Source organism: Flavobacterium sp. GP15 (genome assembly GCF_014281985.1).
GTDB classification, from domain to species: Bacteria; Bacteroidota; Bacteroidia; order Flavobacteriales; family Flavobacteriaceae; genus Flavobacterium; species Flavobacterium pygoscelis.
On the sequence record NZ_JACFTC010000003.1, the window covers coordinates 119,044 to 138,277 of the forward strand.

Annotated in this window: 12 protein-coding genes and 1 other RNA gene; 8 read left to right on the top strand and 5 right to left on the bottom strand. The window is 32.6% G+C overall.

From position 1 onward, the window contains the following. Positions 1 to 102: 102 nt before the first annotated feature. Positions 103 to 1,176: a glutaminyl-peptide cyclotransferase gene (locus H2650_RS08510; protein ID WP_188050381.1), complete on the bottom strand. Its 1,074-nt coding sequence runs from the start codon at positions 1,174 to 1,176 to the stop codon at positions 103 to 105. Positions 1,177 to 1,264: 88 nt separating this feature from the next. Between H2650_RS08510 and ffs the strand changes: the two genes are divergently transcribed. The 3 genes from ffs to fsa all read left to right on the top strand — a co-directional run bounded on the left by ffs (position 1,265) and on the right by fsa (position 3,134). Next, positions 1,265 to 1,362: signal recognition particle sRNA small type (ffs, locus tag H2650_RS08515), an RNA gene on the top strand. Positions 1,363 to 1,472: 110 nt separating this feature from the next. Further along, the gene (locus tag H2650_RS08520) at positions 1,473 to 2,276 is read left to right on the top strand and encodes an SDR family oxidoreductase (protein WP_188050382.1); all 804 of its coding nucleotides are present in this window, start codon (positions 1,473 to 1,475) and stop codon (positions 2,274 to 2,276) included. Between the two features lie 201 nt (positions 2,277 to 2,477). Beyond that, a complete protein-coding gene (gene fsa / locus H2650_RS08525) occupies positions 2,478 to 3,134 on the top strand; it encodes a fructose-6-phosphate aldolase (RefSeq protein ID WP_035672771.1) in 657 nt (218 codons plus the stop codon). Positions 3,135 to 3,216: 82 nt separating this feature from the next. On the opposite strand, the gene H2650_RS08530 is transcribed toward fsa, so the two are convergent. From H2650_RS08530 to H2650_RS08540, 3 genes are all read right to left on the bottom strand, one after another. Beyond that, positions 3,217 to 4,878, bottom strand: coding sequence for an MFS transporter (locus tag H2650_RS08530; RefSeq protein ID WP_188050383.1), 1,662 nt, complete (start codon positions 4,876 to 4,878; stop codon positions 3,217 to 3,219). A gap of 163 nt (positions 4,879 to 5,041) precedes the next feature. Then, a complete protein-coding gene (locus H2650_RS08535; RefSeq protein WP_188050384.1) occupies positions 5,042 to 5,743 on the bottom strand; it encodes a LytTR family DNA-binding domain-containing protein in 702 nt (233 codons plus the stop codon). Further along, positions 5,733 to 6,785, bottom strand: coding sequence for a sensor histidine kinase (locus H2650_RS08540; RefSeq protein ID WP_188050385.1), 1,053 nt, complete (start codon positions 6,783 to 6,785; stop codon positions 5,733 to 5,735). The genes H2650_RS08535 and H2650_RS08540 overlap by 11 nt, the downstream gene beginning before the upstream one ends. 340 nt (positions 6,786 to 7,125) lie before the next feature. On the opposite strand from H2650_RS08540, the gene H2650_RS08545 reads away from it, so the two are divergent. The 4 genes from H2650_RS08545 to H2650_RS08560 all read left to right on the top strand — a co-directional run bounded on the left by H2650_RS08545 (position 7,126) and on the right by H2650_RS08560 (position 16,302). Next, positions 7,126 to 10,167 carry a SusC/RagA family TonB-linked outer membrane protein gene (locus H2650_RS08545; protein WP_188050386.1) on the top strand — a complete coding sequence of 1,014 codons (3,042 nt, stop codon included), beginning with the start codon at positions 7,126 to 7,128 and terminating at the stop codon, positions 10,165 to 10,167. A gap of 128 nt (positions 10,168 to 10,295) precedes the next feature. Further along, positions 10,296 to 11,876 carry a SusD/RagB family nutrient-binding outer membrane lipoprotein gene (locus tag H2650_RS08550; RefSeq protein WP_188050387.1) on the top strand — a complete coding sequence of 527 codons (1,581 nt, stop codon included), beginning with the start codon at positions 10,296 to 10,298 and terminating at the stop codon, positions 11,874 to 11,876. Positions 11,877 to 12,264: 388 nt separating this feature from the next. Continuing rightward, positions 12,265 to 14,202, top strand: coding sequence for a glucosamine-6-phosphate deaminase (nagB, locus tag H2650_RS08555; protein ID WP_188050388.1), 1,938 nt, complete (start codon positions 12,265 to 12,267; stop codon positions 14,200 to 14,202). 27 nt (positions 14,203 to 14,229) lie between these two features. Next, positions 14,230 to 16,302 carry a beta-N-acetylhexosaminidase gene (locus H2650_RS08560; RefSeq protein WP_255462832.1) on the top strand — a complete coding sequence of 691 codons (2,073 nt, stop codon included), beginning with the start codon at positions 14,230 to 14,232 and terminating at the stop codon, positions 16,300 to 16,302. 150 nt (positions 16,303 to 16,452) lie between these two features. Here the strand turns inward: H2650_RS08560 and H2650_RS08565 are convergent, their stop codons facing one another. Beyond that, entirely contained in the window at positions 16,453 to 17,169 is a 717-nt protein-coding gene (locus H2650_RS08565) for an ion transporter (RefSeq protein ID WP_188050389.1), read from the bottom strand. Between the two features lie 272 nt (positions 17,170 to 17,441). Here H2650_RS08565 and H2650_RS08570 point away from each other — a divergent pair, with 272 nt between their 5' ends. After that, positions 17,442 to 19,061, top strand: a complete 1,620-nt coding sequence (locus tag H2650_RS08570) for an ABC-F family ATP-binding cassette domain-containing protein (RefSeq protein ID WP_188050390.1) — start codon at positions 17,442 to 17,444, stop codon at positions 19,059 to 19,061. Positions 19,062 to 19,234 lie beyond the last annotated feature (173 nt).

A 19,234-nucleotide genomic window follows, 5' to 3' on the forward strand; every position in this document is an offset into this window, starting at 1 on the left:
TTAGTGCCTTCGTGGAAAAATTTATAAATCAATTTTAGTTTACACAGAATTTAACTTAGTGTCTTCGCATCTTTCTGGCAAGTAGTAATACTCTACATTATGTTACTCTGAAACTGAAATTTCAAACATTTTATCCCAGTTTTTTCCAGTTACAAAAATGGTTTTAGTTTTAGGGTTGTAAGCAATTCCGTTTAAAACATCAGTGTCAGGTAAATGACTGACTTTACTTTTTAGGTCAACAAGATTGATAATTGCTTCAACAATTCCGCTTTTTGGATCTATAATAGCAATCGCATCTTTTTGATAGATATTTCCGTAAATTTTACCATTAATCCATTCCAATTCATTCACCGCCTTTATTTTGGTTTCATAAGAGTAAACGTTAATATAATCTACTTCTTTGAGTGTTTTAGGGTCTAATTTCCAAATTTTCTCTGTTCCGTCCGATTGGTATAAATAAGTCCCGTCATTTGTAAGTCCCCAACCTTCAATTTGTTTAAAATACGGGAATGTTTTTTCTTTCTTGAAGGTATCGGCATTATAAATATAACCTTCGTTATTTTGCCAAGTTAGTTGGTAGACTTTGTTATTTAGAATTGTGATCCCTTCACCGAAATACTGATCCGCAAGTTCTACTTTTTTGTAAACTTTACCAGTTTTATAATCTGTTTTTCTTAAGCTCGAAACACCTCTTTTACCAGTTGGACCACTTCCATTTCCTGTTCCTTCATATAATGTGTCACGATAAAATTCTAAACCTTGAGTGTACGCTTCATAATCATGAGGGTAAGTATTTACAATTTTATACTTTAATAATTTAGGTTGTACATTAGAAACTAGCTCAACTCTTGCAGTAGCTTCAGAAAATTCATTATCATAATAAACCTTTGCTTTAAGGTTTTGATAGCCTAATTTTTGCTCTTTTAAATCAAAGTTTAGTTTTTCAATTCCTTTGATTGTTGCTACTTTTTTATCATTTACAAAGTAAGTGATACTATCTACCGCTTTGTTATTTGGATTTAATATAGCTAATTTAAGAGACTCTTGTGGCTGATATTGCTCCTTAAAAGCACTATTATCAATAGTAAATATAGAATTTTCACCTTTTTTTGTATCACCGCAATTGGATAATGTGATTCCTAATAAAATGATAAATAGGAAGTTATGATTTTTCATAGTTTAAATTTTTGATAGAACAATATACAACGATATTTTATAGCTGCAAAGGTATTGCAAAAATATAAAAAGTGTTGTATATTTGCACCGGCAAGTCCTACACGACCAGCTCCTGCAGACTCCCCCAGGATGGGAACATAGCAAGGGTACGTGGTTGAGCGGTGCGATGTAGGTCGCTTGCCATTTTTTATAAATCTTCTTTTTTGGAAGATTTTTTTTTGAAATAAAGATAATAATAGTCTTCCTTCGGGAGGATTTTTTTATTTTTGGACCTTTCGTATTAAATAGTATAGCAAATGGGTAAAGTAGTTCTTATTACAGGAGGTTCTTCAGGAATTGGGAAATCTATAGGTGAATTTTTGCATCATAAAGGTTTTGTTGTTTATGGTACGAGTAGAAATCCTGAACGTGTTTTGAATTCGGTTTTTCCCTTAGTAGCTTTAGATGTCAGAGATTCTAATTCGATTGGTTTGGCTGTAGCCAAAGTTATTGCTTTGTCGGGAAAAATTGATATTGTAATTAATAATGCTGGTGTTGGAATAACAGGACCTTTGGAAGAAATTCCAATGGAGGAAATCAAAAATAATTTTGAAACGAATTTTTTTGGTCCTATTGCAGTTATGAAAACAGTTTTACCACAAATGCGCAAACAAAAATCTGGATTAATTATCAATATTACCTCTATAGCTGGGTATATGGGATTGCCTTACAGAAGTGTTTATTCCGCCTCCAAAGGAGCTTTAGAACTGATTACAGAAGCTTTACGAATGGAAGTAAAGGCATTGGGAATCAAGATCACCAATGTGGCACCAGGAGATTTTGCAACCAATATCGCTTCTGGTCGTTTTCATGCACCAGTAATTCAGGATTCTGATTATAAAGTTCCGTATGAAAATACCTTGCGTACTATGGATGAACATGTTGATTCTGGCAGTAATCCTAACGAAATGGCGGAAGCAGTTTATAAAATTATTCAATCTCCAAATCCAAAAATCCATTATAAGGTTGGGGTTTTTATGCAGAAATTTTCAATCGTTTTAAAAAGAGTTTTGCCTGATATAGTGTATGAAAAAATGCTTATGAATCATTATAAATTGTAATTTTGCACTGAATTTTAATAGCGTTAGGGATTACTTTACTAAGCGTCTATTTTTTATAGAGTTCAGTGAATTTCATTTGTAGTGAAAAGCCCATAGTATAATGTAGCATCAGCGGAATTATTTGAGGACTTGTAGCGCAAAGCCCGTTTCGCCGCGGCGAACACGCCCAAATTATAAAACACACAATTAAATACAAAAATTATGAAATTTTTTATTGACACGGCTAATTTAGCTCAGATTAAAGAAGCACAAGCATTAGGCGTTTTAGATGGCGTTACTACAAACCCATCGTTGATGGCGAAAGAGGGAATTACAGGAAAAAATAGCATTTTGAAACACTATGTTGACATTTGTAATTTGGTTGATGGTGATGTAAGTGCCGAAGTGAATGCTTTGGATTACGACGGAATGATTAAAGAAGGAGAGGAGTTAGCTGATTTACACGATCAAATCGTGGTAAAATTGCCTATGACTAAAGAAGGTGTTATGGCTGCAAAATACTTTTCGGATAAAGGAATTAAAACAAATGTAACTTTAGTATTCTCAGCGGGACAAGCTTTATTAGCTGCTAAAGCGGGAGCTACTTATGTTTCTCCGTTCATTGGTCGTTTAGATGACGTATCTACCGATGGTTTGGCTTTGATTGAAGAAATTAGATTAATTTATGACAACTACGGTTATGAAACTCAAATTCTTGCTGCTTCAGTGCGTCACACCATGCATATTGTGAATTGTGCTAAGATTGGTGCTGATGTTATGACGGGACCACTTTCTGCAATTTACGGATTATTGAAACACCCACTTACTGATATCGGATTAGCTCAATTTGTTGCTGATTTTGAAAAAGGGAATAAATAAATTTCTTTTTAGATTTCTACATTATTATAAAAAAAATCCCATTCGCCGCGGCAAATGGGATTTTTTATTGGTTTTATTTTAATTAGTGACTACCACCCATTTCTATTTCTTTTCCAATTCCTTGTTTCTCTAAAATTCTAATCACTTTCCAACCATAGAATGCAATAAAGGAGAAGCAAAGTACAGGAATAAAGTACGAAGCATGAATGCCTATAATATCAGCTAATTTTCCTTGTAATGGAGGAATAATTCCGCCACCTAAAATCATCATTACTAAAAAGGCGGAACCTTGTGAAGTATATTTACCTAATCCTGCAATTGCTAATGAGAAAATACAAGGCCACATGATACTTAGGAATAACCCACCACTCATAAAGGCAAAAATAGCAATTGTACCTGTAGTAAGTAATCCTATAATCATAGCTGTCATTCCCATTAATCCAAATATCATTAGCGTTCTTGAAGGTTGATCTTTACCTAAAAAGAAACCAGTTATTTGAAATAAAATTACAAATGCATAAGCATATAACGGAGTAACATCTTGTCCAGAAATTGCATTAGCAGTTAGTATAACACCAAATGCCACATAAGGAACTACAATTAATAATATTTTCTTTACCATAGACGACGGATTGAATACAGTAATTGCTCCCGCCCAACGACCAATCATTAAACTTCCCCAGTACATTGACATATAAGGAGCAAGACCAGGTCCAGAAATAGATCCAAAATCAGGAGTTACCAATAATTCACCAAGATTACTTCCTATCGTTACTTCTACACCTACGTAGGCAAAAAGCGCTACCATTCCCAAAACTAACTGAGGATATTTCATGGCGCCCCAACCTTCAGGATTTTTTTGTGCTGTAGTATTTGCAAAAAAGAGACCAATAACAACTACTAATAGCGTTGAAATAGTAAGTGCTAATCCTAAATAATCTTTTTCTTTATTTTCGATAAAATGGGTAATAAAGGTTGGGTCTTCGTATCGAGAAAAGATATAAGCAAAAATAATTACTAAAATTACCGTAATAGCAATAAGCGTCTTGATGGCTTTGTTTGCCATTTCAAAGGTAGCATCCGTTTTTCCAGCGGGCAGTTTTTTTGAAAAATGAAATAATGCAGCAGCCAATAAAAATAAACCACCTACAAATACATATAAAATTCTCATAGACTCTAATGAATCTGGTTTTTGAGCATATTCTTCAATATTTACTCCAGCAATTACACCAAATAATGCTATAGAAACTACTATTGGTCCTATCGTTGTTCCCAATGAGTTGATTCCTCCAGCAAGGTTTAACCTACTTGATGCCGTATGTGGCTCTCCAAGAGAAGCAGCAAATGGTTGTGCCGAAGTTTGTTGTAATGAAAAACCAAGGGCAACAATGAATAAAGCTCCAAGAATAAAAAGATAATTTCCTTCAGTTACTGCAAGAATCATTAACCCTGCGCCAAAAGTGCTTATTAATAAACCATAGATAATTCCTTTTTTGAATCCCCATCCATTTAAAATGTCTTTTTTAGCGATACTACTTAAAATAAAAAGTAATAATGCACCAATATAATAAGCGCCATAAAAGGCAAAATCAATTAGCTGACTTTGAAATTGGTCTAACCCAAATTTAGCTTTACAAAACGGAATAAAAACACCGTTTGATGCGCCAATAAAACCCCAAAAGAAAAATACGGTTATTAGCGTGTAAAGCGCAGAATTGTTAGACTGAGTTTTTTCTGTATTCATAATTTTTGTTTGGTTAATTTTTTAGGTTAATAATTTGTTCCATCCGTAAATGTATCTTTTAGGAAAATTAAAAAAAAGTAATTCATTATAAAAATGACTTATATTATACCATCGACAGTATTTCTTTTACCAACTGCAAAATGTGTTGGTTGTAAAATTGTAATTACTCTAAAATTCTAATTTTTACATCCTTACTATAATTTCGGCCAATTGGTAATATGTATGAATGCACTTGTATTCTATTGCCCTCTATAAATTTTACTTTATTAATGGCAATTATATACGATTTATGAATGCGAGTAAATTTATCTTCAGGTAATTCTTCGGATAGAGCGGTAAGAGATTTGTGGGTAATGTAGGTTTTATCAGCGGTTACTACTTTTATATATTCTTTCATTCCCTCAATAAAAAGAATTTCATCAATAATTATTTTGACCATTTTTTTATCTACTTTGATAAAAATATGAGGGTCTAATCTAGGTGTTTCTACTTTAAGATTATTTTTTAAATTAAAATCAGCTTCAATTTTATGAATGCATTTTATAAAACGAGGAAGCGGAATAGGTTTTACTAAATAATCCAACACATCTAACTCATAACTCTCTGCAGCAAACTCTCTAAAAGCAGTTGTAATTACAATTTTAGTTTTATTCTCAATCAATCGGATCAATTCAAATCCTGTCATCAAAGGCATGTGTATGTCTAAAAAGACAATATCAATCGTATTATTGTTTATAAAATCGAGCGCTTCTATGGCATTGTGAAAAACGCCAATAATTTCAAAGTCTGCAAAATTTGTGAAATAATTTTGCAGAATTTTTGTAGCCAATGGCTCATCATCAATCAAAACACATTTAATCTTCATTTTGAACAGGTATTTGTAAACGAATGATATAATAATTGAATTTAACTGTTTTTTCTAAGGTAAAATTATTTTGAAAAATTAATTTCAATCTCTTTTTAGTATTAGATAAACCAATGCCTTTTTTAGTTTTAGCATTTTGTGAAAGTACAAAATTATTTAGTATTTCAAATTCCAGTATTGTGTTGTCAATAACTTTGCAATTGATTTTGATTCTAAGATTACTGTTACAAGGACCACCATGTTTGAATGCATTTTCTATTAGCGTAATCACCAATAAGGGAGGGATTTTTATGTCGTCGATATTCGATTCTATATTTACTGCGACTTCTACGTTTTCAAAACGAAGCTTTTCAATTTCTATATAATTCTGTATGTAATCAATCTCTTTAGTCAAATCGACCATCTTAGTTCCCTTAACGTCATACAGAATATATTCCATCAATCGGGAAAGTTTTAGAATTACATCGGGAACTTTTTTTGAAGATTCTAAAGATAAAGCATATAAGTTATTGAGTGTATTAAAAAAAAAGTGAGGTTGTATTTGAGTCTTTAGATATTTTAGTTTCATTTTAGACTGATTCTTTTTCATAATCGTGTTGCGATCTCTTTCTTTTAACCAATTCATGGTAGAAAAAACAGAAGACGCTATCGATAGAACATAAATTTCACCAATGGTAACTGCTACAATATGATTGATATCAAAAGGATGATACATTTTATTGGCTTCTGGCCAAATATTCTCAGAAATCATATAATATGTCAAACCTGTCTTTAATATATAGATTACTGCTAAACTACCTAATAGAGCCAGAGTGTATTTATAATATTCAAATTTTACAATGTAACGCGGAATGAGTACTAACAAATTAAAGTACACAAAAGGAATGTGTAATGAAAACTCGATCAGATTGGATTTGAAAGAATACGGATAATTATCAAAGTAAGATCCCCAACGCAAAAAGTTGATTAAAAAAAAGATAATCCAAAAACCAAAATGGTTTTTAAATTCGGTATTAAATTTTATTTTTTTAATGAAGTTCAATACTAAATAATTTATTGATAAGAGATTGTTTTTTACAAATTCAAATAAGAATGTTTTGCAACTTTAAGGAATTTGAAACCAAAAATCGAATTTTATAGTACCAAAATTTAAAATAATTTAAAAATAAATTGGTAACGACTTTCAAAAAGCATTTCGTAGTAGAAACAGTGTCGTTGGTTGAATATAGTTGCGATCTCACTGTTAAATTTCACAAAATTTACGCATTGTTTATTAAAGTAAGTGGTTAATGTTGATTTTATGGTTGTTAGTATATTTTGTTTTTTTAAGAATGTTTTAACAATTAGATTTACACTATAACTAACAAAATAAATCATTTATAATGAAAAAAATTATTTTAATCTTTATGATTCTTTTCAGTGCGCAGGTTTCGCTTGCTCAAATGAAAACAATTAAAGGTTCTGTGACGGACGGAAGTGGTTCGCCATTGCCTGGTGCTAATGTAAATGTACTTGGTGAAAAAAACGGAACTGTTACTGATCTTGATGGTAGCTTCTCTATTAAAGCAGAGAAAGGAAGGACTTTAGTAATTTCTTACATCGGTTTCGATCAACAAAATGTTGTTGTTGGAGACGAAGTAATTAAAGTACGATTGAAAGAGTCCTCAGAAAATAAACTTAATGAGGTTGTGGTTACGTCATTGGGAATTAAGAAATCTAAAAAATCCTTAACCTATTCTGCTCAGGAGGTCAAAGGAGATGAAGTTACCAGAGTTAAAGATGCAAACTTAGTAAATAGTCTGTCCGGAAAAGTGGCAGGTTTAACCGTAGAGAAAAGTGCTTCTGGAGCAGGTGGTTCTGTAAAAGTTACTATTAGAGGAAATACATCTGCTACAAACAATCAACCGTTGTATGTAATTGATGGAATACCAATGTTAAATACCTCTTCGTCTCAAGGGAATCAAGTTTTTGGAGATACAGCTGGTGGAAATAGAGACGGTGGAGATGCCATTTCTATGATGAATCCAGATGATATAGAATCTATTACGGTGCTAAAAGGAGCTTCGGCAGCTGCATTATATGGTTCTCAAGGAGCTAATGGTGTAATCTTAGTCACGACCAAAAGAGGTAAAGAGGGTAAAGTTACAGCTAATTATAATTCAAGTGTATTTGTTGATAATGTAGTTTCTTTGCCTGAGTTTCAAACTTCTTATGCTGCAGAAGCTGGTGCTACTACTTCTTGGGGCGCTGCAAAAAAGTCACCAAATCATGTAAAAGATTTTTATAATACCGGTATGACCTATATTAATTCTGTTTCGATAAACGGTGGAACAGATAAAATGACAACGAGTCTAACTTATGCCAATACTAAAGTTGATGGTGTTATGCCAACAAATGAGTTTAAGAAAAACAATATTGCGCTACGTCAAAGCATTAAAATGTTTGATGATAGAGTAACTGTTGACGCGTCTTTGTCTTATGCGGAACAAAAAATTAACAATAAACCAGTAAATGCATTGTATTTTAATCCATTAACGGGTGTGTATTTATTTCCAAGAGGGAATGATTTTGATACTTATAAAAACAATTATGAAGTTTTTGATCCAGCAAGAAACTTAATGGTACAAAATTGGCCAACGGGTACTAGTGATATTATTCAAAATCCTTTTTGGATTCAAAATAGAAACCGATCTATTGATAAAAATCAATCTTTAATTTCATCTGCAGCAATTACTTATAAAGCGAATGATTGGTTAAGTTTTAAAACTAGAGGAGGATATAATAAATTAAATAATTCATTTGACAAAAGAATGTATGCTAGTACAAATCTAACCTTATCTGGTGCTAATGGAAGATATATTTATTCTGACAGCGAAAGTTCTCAATTGTATGCCGATTTAATTGCTACTATTTCAACTAAAATCAATGCTGATTTTTCATTTAATGCTAACATTGGTACGAGTTTAACTAAATCAACAATTAATGATGCAATTACAAGTGATTCCGGTACTACAAAAGGCGGATTAGTTTATGCTAACTGGTTTAACACAGGTAATTTTGACTCTGCAGGTAAAAATAATCAAATTGTAGGTGCCAAAAAAGAAGTTCAATCGGTATTTGCTAGTGCCACTTTTGACTACAAAGAAATTCTTTTTCTGGATGTAACAGGTAGAAACGATTGGTCTTCAACATTAGTAAATACAGATAATTTAGGTTTCTTTTATCCGTCAGTAGGTCTTACGGGGATTTTAAGTGAAATGGTTTCATTGCCAGAAACGATTAGTTTTGCAAAATTCAGAGCTTCCTATGCTCAAGTTGGTAATGATGTTGGTGCTTATTTAACAACTCCTTTAAATACAGTTGGTAATGGAGGTCAACTGGGTATTCCGCAAGTAGGACCGAGTCCAGGATCCTCTTTGAAACCAGAAAAACAAAACTCTTATGAGTTGGGTACAGAATGGAGATTTTTTAATAACAGATTGGGTTTTGATTTTACATACTACCAAAACGAAACCAAAAATCAATTGATACAAGCTCCAGCTCCAATTCCTAACACTACAGGATACGCTAATTATGCTTTTAATGCCGGAAGTATACAAAATAAAGGATTAGAGATTACATTATTTGCAAAGCCAGTAGTTTTAGATAATTTTTCATGGGATTTAGGTTTAAATTTTGCTTCGAACAAGAATACAGTTTTAGATTTAGGAGCTGGTGCTCAAGGAGCTGTTAATACTGTTATTCTAACAAATGGTGATCCAAACAGTTATAGATATGTATTAGAAGTTGGTAAACCATTTGGAGAAATACAAGGAAAAAATATTCTAAGAAATGACAAAGGCCAAATTGTATTAGATGCCGACGGTCGCATTCAAAAAACCGAATTTGTTGATTTAGGAAGTTCTAATCCAGACTTTATGTTAGGTTTCTCTAATATGTTCAAATACAAAAAAGCATTTTTAAATGTTCTTGTAAATGGTAGATTTGGTGGTCATGTAATGAGTATGACTGAAGCTATGTTAGATTTTTATGGAGTTTCTAAAGCTTCAGGAGACGCTCGAGATGCAGGTGGTGTTTCAATAAATGCTATTGATATTAATGGTAACGCAGTAACTACAATGTCAGCTAAAGAGTATTACAATCAAGTGGGTGACAGAAGTGGTGCTACGGGAGAATATATGTACAAAGCAACCAATATTAAACTAGGGGAAATTTCGTTGGGATATTCTTTTGATTTTAGTAAAAGCACCATTTTTAATACCGTAAACCTTTCTGTAGTAGGTAAAAATTTATTTTTCTTTTACAAAGATGCCCCATTCGATCCAAACGTGACATTAAGTACGGGAGAAGGTTTACAAGGAGTGGACATTTTTGGAGCTCCTTCAACAAGAAGTATTGGTGTTAATTTAAATTTAACTTTCTAATTCTATAAAAGAACTCCGTTTTTTGATTGTAAGATGTTTGTTTTTTCAACTTTAAAATAAATAGCTGAACTCAAAAGAGTTGCTTACAAGTCAACGAAAATGATTTTAATCAATAAAAAAATCCACAAATGAAAAATAAATTATTAATCTTAGGTACATTCATATCCCTTTCTTTAGGGAGCTGTACAGGTGATTTTGAAAATATAAATACTAGCGATTCTAATTTTAGTAATGCACAGTTAGAACAAGATTTTAATCATGTCAAAGGACCGATTAAAAAGATGGAACGTTCCATGTATATTCTTGTTGCCGATGATTGGCAAGGGGATATTCAGTTCAATTTAAGTGCCGATATATTCTCTGGATACATGGCAACTCAGCATGATTTTGCTGGAAATAGTAATAACTCTACTTATGCTCTTACAGATGGTTGGAACCAAGCAGAATGGGTTCAGAAGTATCAAAATGAAATGGTTTATGCTTATAATCTTGAAAAATTAACTAAAGACAAGTACCCACAATTTTATGCTTGGTCTTTGATTTTGAAAGTCTATGCAATGCATAAAACCACAGATTATTATGGACCAATTGTATATTCTGGTTTTGGTAATCCTGATGGATCCACTCCTTATGATTCTCAACAAGCTGTTTACAACCAATTTTTTGCGGAATTAAAAACGGCTACAGATATATTGAATGCAAAAGTGGCTAGTGGTACTACTACATTTTTCCCTGATGCAAATGACAAGACAGATGGAACTACCGCAAAAGGAAATATTGTAAAATGGATAAAATTTGCTAATTCATTGCGTTTGCGTTTGGCAATGCGCATCTCAAATATTGATCCAGCAAAAGCAAAAACAGAAGGAGAAGCGGCCTTAACAGGTTATGGAGTTATTAGTTCTAATGATGACAATATGCTTTACTTAGCAGATCATCCTGTTGCTACTTTTAGCGGACCGTGGGCTGACATTGCTGCTGGCGGAGCGATAACGTCTATCATGAACGGATATAATGATCCAAGAAGAGCCATGTTTTTTAAGACGGCAAAAAATGGTACTTTTCAAGGTATCAGAATGGGATCTTTGGTAAATGATGAATATAGATTTTCAAAAGCGGACCAATTTTCTATAATAGGTCCTATTGTCGAAAATGGAATGATACCTTGGTTTTGTGCTGCTGAATCCCACTTCTTGAAATCGGAAGGAGCTTTAAAAGGTTGGAATGTTGGGGGTACTTCACAGAGTTTTTATGAGTCAGGTATAACAACCTCTTTCGCACAGTTAAGTACTAGTGGAGTTGCTGCTTACCTAAGTGATGATGTTTCTATGCCAGCTAACTTCTCAGATCCATTAAATGCGGCAAATAACATTGCAGCTCAAAATTTAGTAACTGTTAAATGGTCTGATGCTGTTTCTAATGAAGTGAAACTGCAAAAAATTATTACTCAAAAATGGATTGCAGGTTTCCCAGACGGTCAAGAAGCTTGGGCAGATACTAGAAGAACAGGATATCCTAAATTATTTTTACCGGTAAACAATTATTCAGCAGGAAAGATTCCTGTGGGAACTTTTGTCAAAAGATTAAACTTTCCTGTAAATGAGAAAACATCAAATCCAATGGGATATGCTAAAGGGCTTCAACTTTTAGGTGGTCCAGATACTGGTGGTACTAAACTTTGGTGGGATACAGGTATTAATAAATTCTAAAAAAAGGAAATAAAAAAGGAATAGAATTGGCATAAGTATTTCCATGCTTATGCCTTTTTTTATTTTGAAATTACATAAATTTTACAATCCAATTTTATTAGAATTATTTGTAAAACCAGCGGTAATTTAATCCTATAGTCAATTTAAAAACGGAATAGTTTGTATGATTTAGTATATAACGATACTATACCCAATGTGATTATCCAATCTGATAATAAATAAACGTACAAAGAAAATAGGCCAGTGCTTCCAGAAGAATAAAGCGGAACTAAAAAATCAAGAGTAGCTTTTTTGATCTGAATAATTCAGATTAAAACGATTTGAACTCTAGCATCAATTTAGAGCACATTAATTTCAAGGAATGCTAGCCAATTGAAAAAAAATAATAATGAAAAATACTTTAGAAATTAAATCTGATATAAGTTATAAAAGCGCAGGAAAATTTGAAGACACCAGATTTGAAAAAATTCATAATGAAATCTTCAAAAATTCTATTGATGGTTCTCTAATTGTTGCTCAGGAAATAGCGCAATTAATAAGAAATAAACAAGAAAAAAACAAAATATGTGTTCTTGGTTTAGCTACCGGTTCTTCCCCGATAAAAGTTTATGAAGAATTAGTACGTATGCACAAAGAGGAAGGACTTAGCTTTGCCAATGTTACTACTTTTAATTTGGATGAATACTATCCAATGACCAAAGAAAATAGCAAGAGTTATCATTATTTCATGCACCAACATCTCTTTAATCATATTGATATTAATCCTGAGAATATCAATATTCCTGACGGAACAGTAGCAATAGAGGAGTTAAACCAATATTGTGTGGATTATGAAATGAGGATCAAAAATGCCGGCGGATTAGATTTTCAATTATTAGGAATTGGGCGTACGGGTCACGTTGGATTCAATGAGCCAGGATCTCACATTAATTCAGGAACCCGAATCATTACTTTAGATCATATCACAAGAGTAGATGCTTCTTCTGATTTTAACGGAATTGATAATGTTCCTAAAAGAGCAATTACAATGGGGGTTTCTACAATTATGAGATCTAAGAGGATTGTACTAATGGCTTGGGGACAAAACAAAGGAGAAATTATAAAGAGAACCATTCAAGGAAATATTAGCTCGGATATTCCTGCTACATTCTTACAAAATCATACCAATGCGACATTCGTTTTAGACCAATTTGCTGCTTCTGAGTTAACTCGTTTTAAAACTCCTTGGTTAGTGGGCGAATGCATTTGGACACAAGAATTAAAAAGTAAAGCAATCGTTTGGTTATGCCAGAAAACAGAGCAATCTATTTTAAAATTAACAGATAGAGATTACAATAATAACGGTATGTCAGATCTTTTGGCACAGGAAGGTTCCGCTTATGATTTAAATATCAATATGTTTAATGTATTGCAACATACCATAACGGGATGGCCAGGAGGAAAACCTAATACAGATGATTCGCACAGACCAGAAAGAGCTACTCCTGCCAAAAAAAGAATCATCCTTTTTAGTCCACATCCAGATGATGATGTAATTTCTATGGGAGGTACTTTTTCAAAATTAATAAAACAAGGTCATGATGTTCACGTAGTTTATCAAACTTCGGGTAACATAGCAGTTACAGATGATGAAGCATTAAAATTTGCTGAGGTTTCGAATGATTTTATTGCAAAAGAAAAAAGTGTTCTCGATTTTGAGTCGATAATTCATTTTCTTAATAATAAAAAAGAAAATCAAATTGACTCTCTTGAAGTTCGAAAACTAAAGGGATTAATCCGAAGAAGAGAATCCTATGCCGCCACAAGATATATTGGTTTAAAAGATGAAAACACCCATTTTTTAGATCTTCCTTTTTATGAAACGGGTCAAATTAAGAAAAATCCATTAGGAAACGTAGATGTTGCTATTGTCGCAGCTATAATTGCTAAAATTAAGCCCCATCAAGTTTTTGCTGCTGGAGATCTAGCAGATCCACATGGTACACACGAGGTTTGTTTGAACGCGATTTTTGCTGCCATGAAACAATTAAAATCAGAACTTTACATGAAAGACTGCTGGTTGTGGTTGTACCGTGGCGCTTGGCACGAATGGGATTTACACGAAATAGATATGGCTGTTCCTTTGAGTCCAGATGAGGTTTTGCTAAAAAGACATGCTATTTTATACCATCAATCTCAAAAAGACAGAGTTATGTTTCAAGGAAATGATTCTCGAGAGTTTTGGGTAAGAGCCGAAGACCGAAATAAAAACACCGCAAAACTGTACGATGATTTAGGGCTTGCTGAATATGAAGCGATTGAAGCATTTAAGCGTTTTGATTATTAAAACAACATTTAATTTAGTTCCTACAATATGAAATACTCCCTAATCTTACTATTGGTAGCTTTTGTATCGAATGCTCAAATAAAAAAAGAGCAATTAGATTTGATGCCTTGGCCCAAAAATATAAATTTGACTGATGGTACTTTTACAATTAACAAAAATTTCAAAGTAAATATTACAGGCAATCCCAATCCTAGAATTTTTGTTGGTGTAACTCGTTTTTTAAGAAGATTGGATGGAAGAACCGGATTGTTTTTTCAGCAAGATTTTATAACCAAAATAAATCAAGAACCTTCGGCAGAATTACAAATAAATTGTGTTCAAAGCGGAAAAATAGAATTATATGAAGATGAAAGTTATCAGTTAGAAATACAATCGGATAAGATCATTATTAATGCAACTTCAGATCTTGGTGCACTTCATGGTTTAGAAACATTATTACAACTGTTGCAAAATAATAGTACTTCTTATTATTTTCCAACAGTAAAAATTACAGATTTACCAAGATTTACTTGGCGTGGACTTATGATTGATGTGGCAAGACATTTTCAGCCAGTTGATGTAATTAAAAGAAATTTGGATGCAATGGCAGCCGTAAAAATGAATGTTTTTCACTGGCATTTAACAGACGATCAAGGTTGGAGAATACAGCTAAAAAAACATCCAAAATTAACGGAATTGGCATCAGACGGATTGTTTTACACGCAGGAAGAAATCAAAAGTATTGTGAAATATGCCGATGAAAGAGGAATTCTTGTAGTCCCAGAAATTGATGTACCAGGACATGCTTCGGCTATCTTGACAGCCTATCCCGAAATGGGAAGTAAAGTTCTTCCTTTTTCTAATGCAAATGCAGAGAAGAAACAAGAATTGTTGTCCTTATCAAATTATACAATCGAAAGAAATGCAGGTATTTTTAATCCAACATTAGATCCCTTAAATCCTAAAACCTATCAGTTTTTGAGTGAAGTTTTTGATGAGGTTTGTCCTTTATTTCCTGGCGCTTATTTTCATATTGGTGGAGACGAAAATGAAGGAAAAGATTGGGATTCAAATCCTAAAATCCAGGAATTTAAAAAGAAAAATAAATTAGTAACCAATCACGATCTTCAAACCTACTTTACCATGCAGTTAGTTCCGATGCTTAAAAAACATAAAAAACAATTGATGGGCTGGGAAGAGATCATGACAAAAAATATGTCTAAAAATGCTATTATTCATTCCTGGAAAGGTCCAAATGAAGGAATTCCAGTAGGAGAATCAGTTGCAAAAGCGGCTAAAAATGGCTATAAAACGGTATTGTCAAACGGATATTATATCGATTTAATGCAGAGTATAAATGATCATTATTTGAATGATCCAATTTCTCAAAATAGCAATCTAACACCTGAAGAAAAAGCAAAAATATTAGGTGGAGAGGCGACTATGTGGACAGAACTCGCGACACCATTGACGTTAGATTCTAGAATTTGGCCAAGAACGGCAGCCATTGCAGAAAGATTATGGTCTAGTGCAGACGTAAATGATTTGCAAAGTATGCACAAGAGAATTAAAACAGTATCTTTTAGATTAGAAGAGCTTGGAATTACTCACCTTAGAAATAAAGAAGTGATTTTAAGAAATATTAGCAACAATCAAGATATAACAGCTGTTCAAGATTTTTCTAATCTGTGTGAACCATTAAAAATTTATTCCAGAAATGCAGGAGGAACAGAATACCAAACCTATTCACCTTTAACTTTGTTTTCCGATGCTTGCACTCCAGATGCCTCAACATCTTTAGATTTTGATGCCGCAGTTTCTCTTTATTTAGCAGATAAGAATAAGAATAATGCGGTTTTGGTTAGCAGTTTTTTGAAAAAATGGATTCAAATCAATAAAGATTTAGTTCAAATAAGTTATAATGCTCCCCTGGTACAACCTATTTTGCCGTTATCAAAAAGTTTAAGCGATGTATCGGAACAACTTTTGTTGGTTATGGAGAAGAAGCAAGTAGCTAATTCTGATTTATTAAATCAATTATTAAAACAATGCAATTCTAAAGAGCATGCAGATGTAGAATTAGCGGTTTATGCTAGTTTGAAAAAGTTAATAGGTTCATAGAATCTAATAATATTTGACGTATTTGAATTAGTTAGATTTAATTTGGTTTTGGTTTAACTGAAGATGGCCTTTTTTAATATGTCAATAGGATGACCTGGTATTTTTTATCAGGTTTTTTCTGTTAGTAAAAATACGACGTAATAATTGTTTTTATTCTTCTTTTTCCTCTAAAGTTCTCGCTTTTGTTAATGCTGTAGCTACTAATCCTGCTGGAATTGTAACAATACCGACACCAATTATAAGTACAAAAAAAGTAAAGATTTTACCACCTAAAGTGATTGGATAAACATCACCATATCCGACTGTAGTTAAGGTTACGATCGACCACCATAAACTATGAAATAAGGAGCTAAACACTTTGGGTTGCGCTTCGTTTTCAAAAAAGTAAATCCCTGATGATGTTAGAAATACTAAAATTAAGGTAATCATAAAAAATAGCACTAATTCCTCTTTTATGATAGTGAATGCCCTGCTAAACCTATTTAGTGCCTTATTATATCGAACCAATTTGAAAGCCCTAAATATTCGAAATATTCTAAAAGCTCGTAAAGCTTTTAAGTTGAAAGTGGCACTTAGATAAAAAGGAAGAATCGATAATATATCTACAATTCCATAAAAACTAAAAATATATTTTAGAGGTTTTTCAGCAACATAAATTCGCAGTAGATATTCAATGCTAAAAATCACAATACTGATCAATTCTATAGTTGCAAGTATTTTTTTAGTTTGTAAAGAATTGTCTGGTAAGGTTTCTATAGAAAAAGCGACTAAAGAAATTAATATTAAGATTTGAATAAAATAGTCAAAAATTCTTCCTTTTCTAGTTGTATTGTCTTCGATTATCAAACGTAATTTATTTCTCTTCATTTTTTTATTCTTTAAAAAGATTCTTTTCCAGCAAACTGTTTTACTAAAAAAATGGAATGTAAAGGTATAAAAAACATTTTATTTGGTTTTTGAACTAGAAAACTTGTGGTAAAAAAAAGGAGTATTTTAAAAACCAGAAGTACTGATTAGTAAAAGTTTTTCGCGATTGCACGCTTTAAAGGTCTATTAGCAAATCACTAATGCGTGTTTTAAAATGGTTAAAAATCAGTATTTTTTTCGTACTTTTGCCAAAATTTTATAAAAAGATATTCATGTTAACAGTTAATAATTTATCAGTTCAGTTTGGCAAAAGAATTTTGTTTGACGAAGTAAATACAACCTTCACTCACGGTAATATCTATGGTGTTATTGGAGCAAACGGTGCTGGAAAATCTACTTTTCTTAAAATAATTGCCGGTGAAATGGATCCTACTTCAGGACATATTCATTTAGAACCAGGAAAACGGATGTCGGTTTTAAACCAAAACCACAATATGTTTGACGAAAGTACGGTTCTTGAAACGGTAATGATGGGGAATAAAACCCTTTACGCTATCAAAAAAGAAATGGATGCTTTATATCTTGATTACGATGATAAAAATGCAGACAGAATAGGGGAGTTGCAAGTGCAATTTGAGGAAATGAATGGATGGAATGCGGATTCAGATGCAGCATCTATGCTATCCAATCTTGGAATTACAGAGGAGCATCATTATACGTTAATGGGCGATTTAGAGGGGAAAATAAAAGTACGTGTACTTTTGGCACAAGCTTTATTTGGAAATCCAGATTTGCTTATTATGGATGAGCCTACCAATGACCTGGATTTTGAAACCATTGCTTGGTTAGAAAATTTCTTAGCAAATTATGAAAATACAGTAATTGTAGTTTCTCACGATAGACACTTCTTGGATTCCGTTTGTACACACATTTCGGATATTGATTTTAGTAAAATAAATCACTATTCTGGAAATTACACGTTTTGGTATGAGTCAAGCCAATTAGCGGCAAAACAAAGAGCGCAACAAAACAAGAAAGCAGAAGAAAAGAAACAAGAATTAGAAGAATTTATTCGTCGTTTTAGTGCGAATGTAGCCAAATCAAAACAAGCTACTTCTCGTAAAAAAATGATTAGTAAGTTAAATATATCCGAGATTAAACCATCAAGTCGTCGTTATCCAGCAATCATTTTTGATCAAGAGCGTGAAGCAGGAGATCAAATTTTGAATGTCCAAAACTTAAGTGCTTCTATAGAAGGAGATGTTTTGTTTAAAGGAGTCGACTTAAATATGGCAAAAGGAGATAAGATTGTTCTTTTCTCTAAAGATTCCCGTGCTACGACTGCATTTTATGAAATCTTGAACGGAAACAAAACAGCAGATTCAGGTACTTTTGATTGGGGAGTTACTACAAACCAAGCGTATTTACCGGTAGAAAATCATTCTTTTTTTGAAAGTGATTATACTTTAGTAGATTGGTTGCGTCAATGGGTAAAAACAGAAGAAGAGCGCGATGAGGTTAACATTCGTAGTTTCCTTGGAAAAATGATTTTCTCAGGAGAAGAAGCGTTGAAAACCTGTAGAGTTTTATCTGGAGGAGAAAAAGTACGTTGTATGCTGTCTCGTATGATGATGGAAAGAGCGAATGTATTAATGTTGGATGAACCTACGAATCACTTAGATCTAGAGTCTATTACTGCTTTTAATAACTCTTTGAAAAACTTTAAGGGTTCTGTGATTTTTACTACTCATGATCACGAATTCTCTCAAACGGTTGCTAATAGAGTTATCGAATTAACACCAAACGGAGCCATTGATAGATATATGACTTTTGATGATTATCTTGATGATGAAAAAGTTCAAGAATTAAGAGTTAAAATGTATACAGTATAAAAAGATACTTTATAATAAGTCAAAAAAAATCTCCTGAATTTCAGGAGATTTTTTTTTGTGCTTTTGTTAGTGTCGCCTCATCAAAAAGTTATAAAAAGTATTTGTGTCTTTGTGCCTTCGTGGCCATCGCATTATAAATTAACTTAATTGGTAGTATGTTTTTTTATGTAGTT

What these genes read in the sequence shown, in the direction of transcription:
- H2650_RS08510 (WP_188050381.1), bottom strand. Translation starts at nt 1,176, where the DNA reads ATGAAAAATCATAACTTCCTATTTATCATTTTATTAGGAATCACATTA.
- H2650_RS08520 (WP_188050382.1), top strand. Translation starts at nt 1,473, where the DNA reads ATGGGTAAAGTAGTTCTTATTACAGGAGGTTCTTCAGGAATTGGGAAA.
- fsa (WP_035672771.1), top strand. Translation starts at nt 2,478, where the DNA reads ATGAAATTTTTTATTGACACGGCTAATTTAGCTCAGATTAAAGAAGCA.
- H2650_RS08530 (WP_188050383.1), bottom strand. Translation starts at nt 4,878, where the DNA reads ATGAATACAGAAAAAACTCAGTCTAACAATTCTGCGCTTTACACGCTA.
- H2650_RS08535 (WP_188050384.1), bottom strand. Translation starts at nt 5,743, where the DNA reads ATGAAGATTAAATGTGTTTTGATTGATGATGAGCCATTGGCTACAAAA.
- H2650_RS08545 (WP_188050386.1), top strand. Translation starts at nt 7,126, where the DNA reads ATGAAAAAAATTATTTTAATCTTTATGATTCTTTTCAGTGCGCAGGTT.
- H2650_RS08550 (WP_188050387.1), top strand. Translation starts at nt 10,296, where the DNA reads ATGAAAAATAAATTATTAATCTTAGGTACATTCATATCCCTTTCTTTA.
- nagB (WP_188050388.1), top strand. Translation starts at nt 12,265, where the DNA reads ATGAAAAATACTTTAGAAATTAAATCTGATATAAGTTATAAAAGCGCA.
- H2650_RS08560 (WP_255462832.1), top strand. Translation starts at nt 14,230, where the DNA reads ATGAAATACTCCCTAATCTTACTATTGGTAGCTTTTGTATCGAATGCT.
- H2650_RS08565 (WP_188050389.1), bottom strand. Translation starts at nt 17,169, where the DNA reads ATGAAGAGAAATAAATTACGTTTGATAATCGAAGACAATACAACTAGA.
- H2650_RS08570 (WP_188050390.1), top strand. Translation starts at nt 17,442, where the DNA reads ATGTTAACAGTTAATAATTTATCAGTTCAGTTTGGCAAAAGAATTTTG.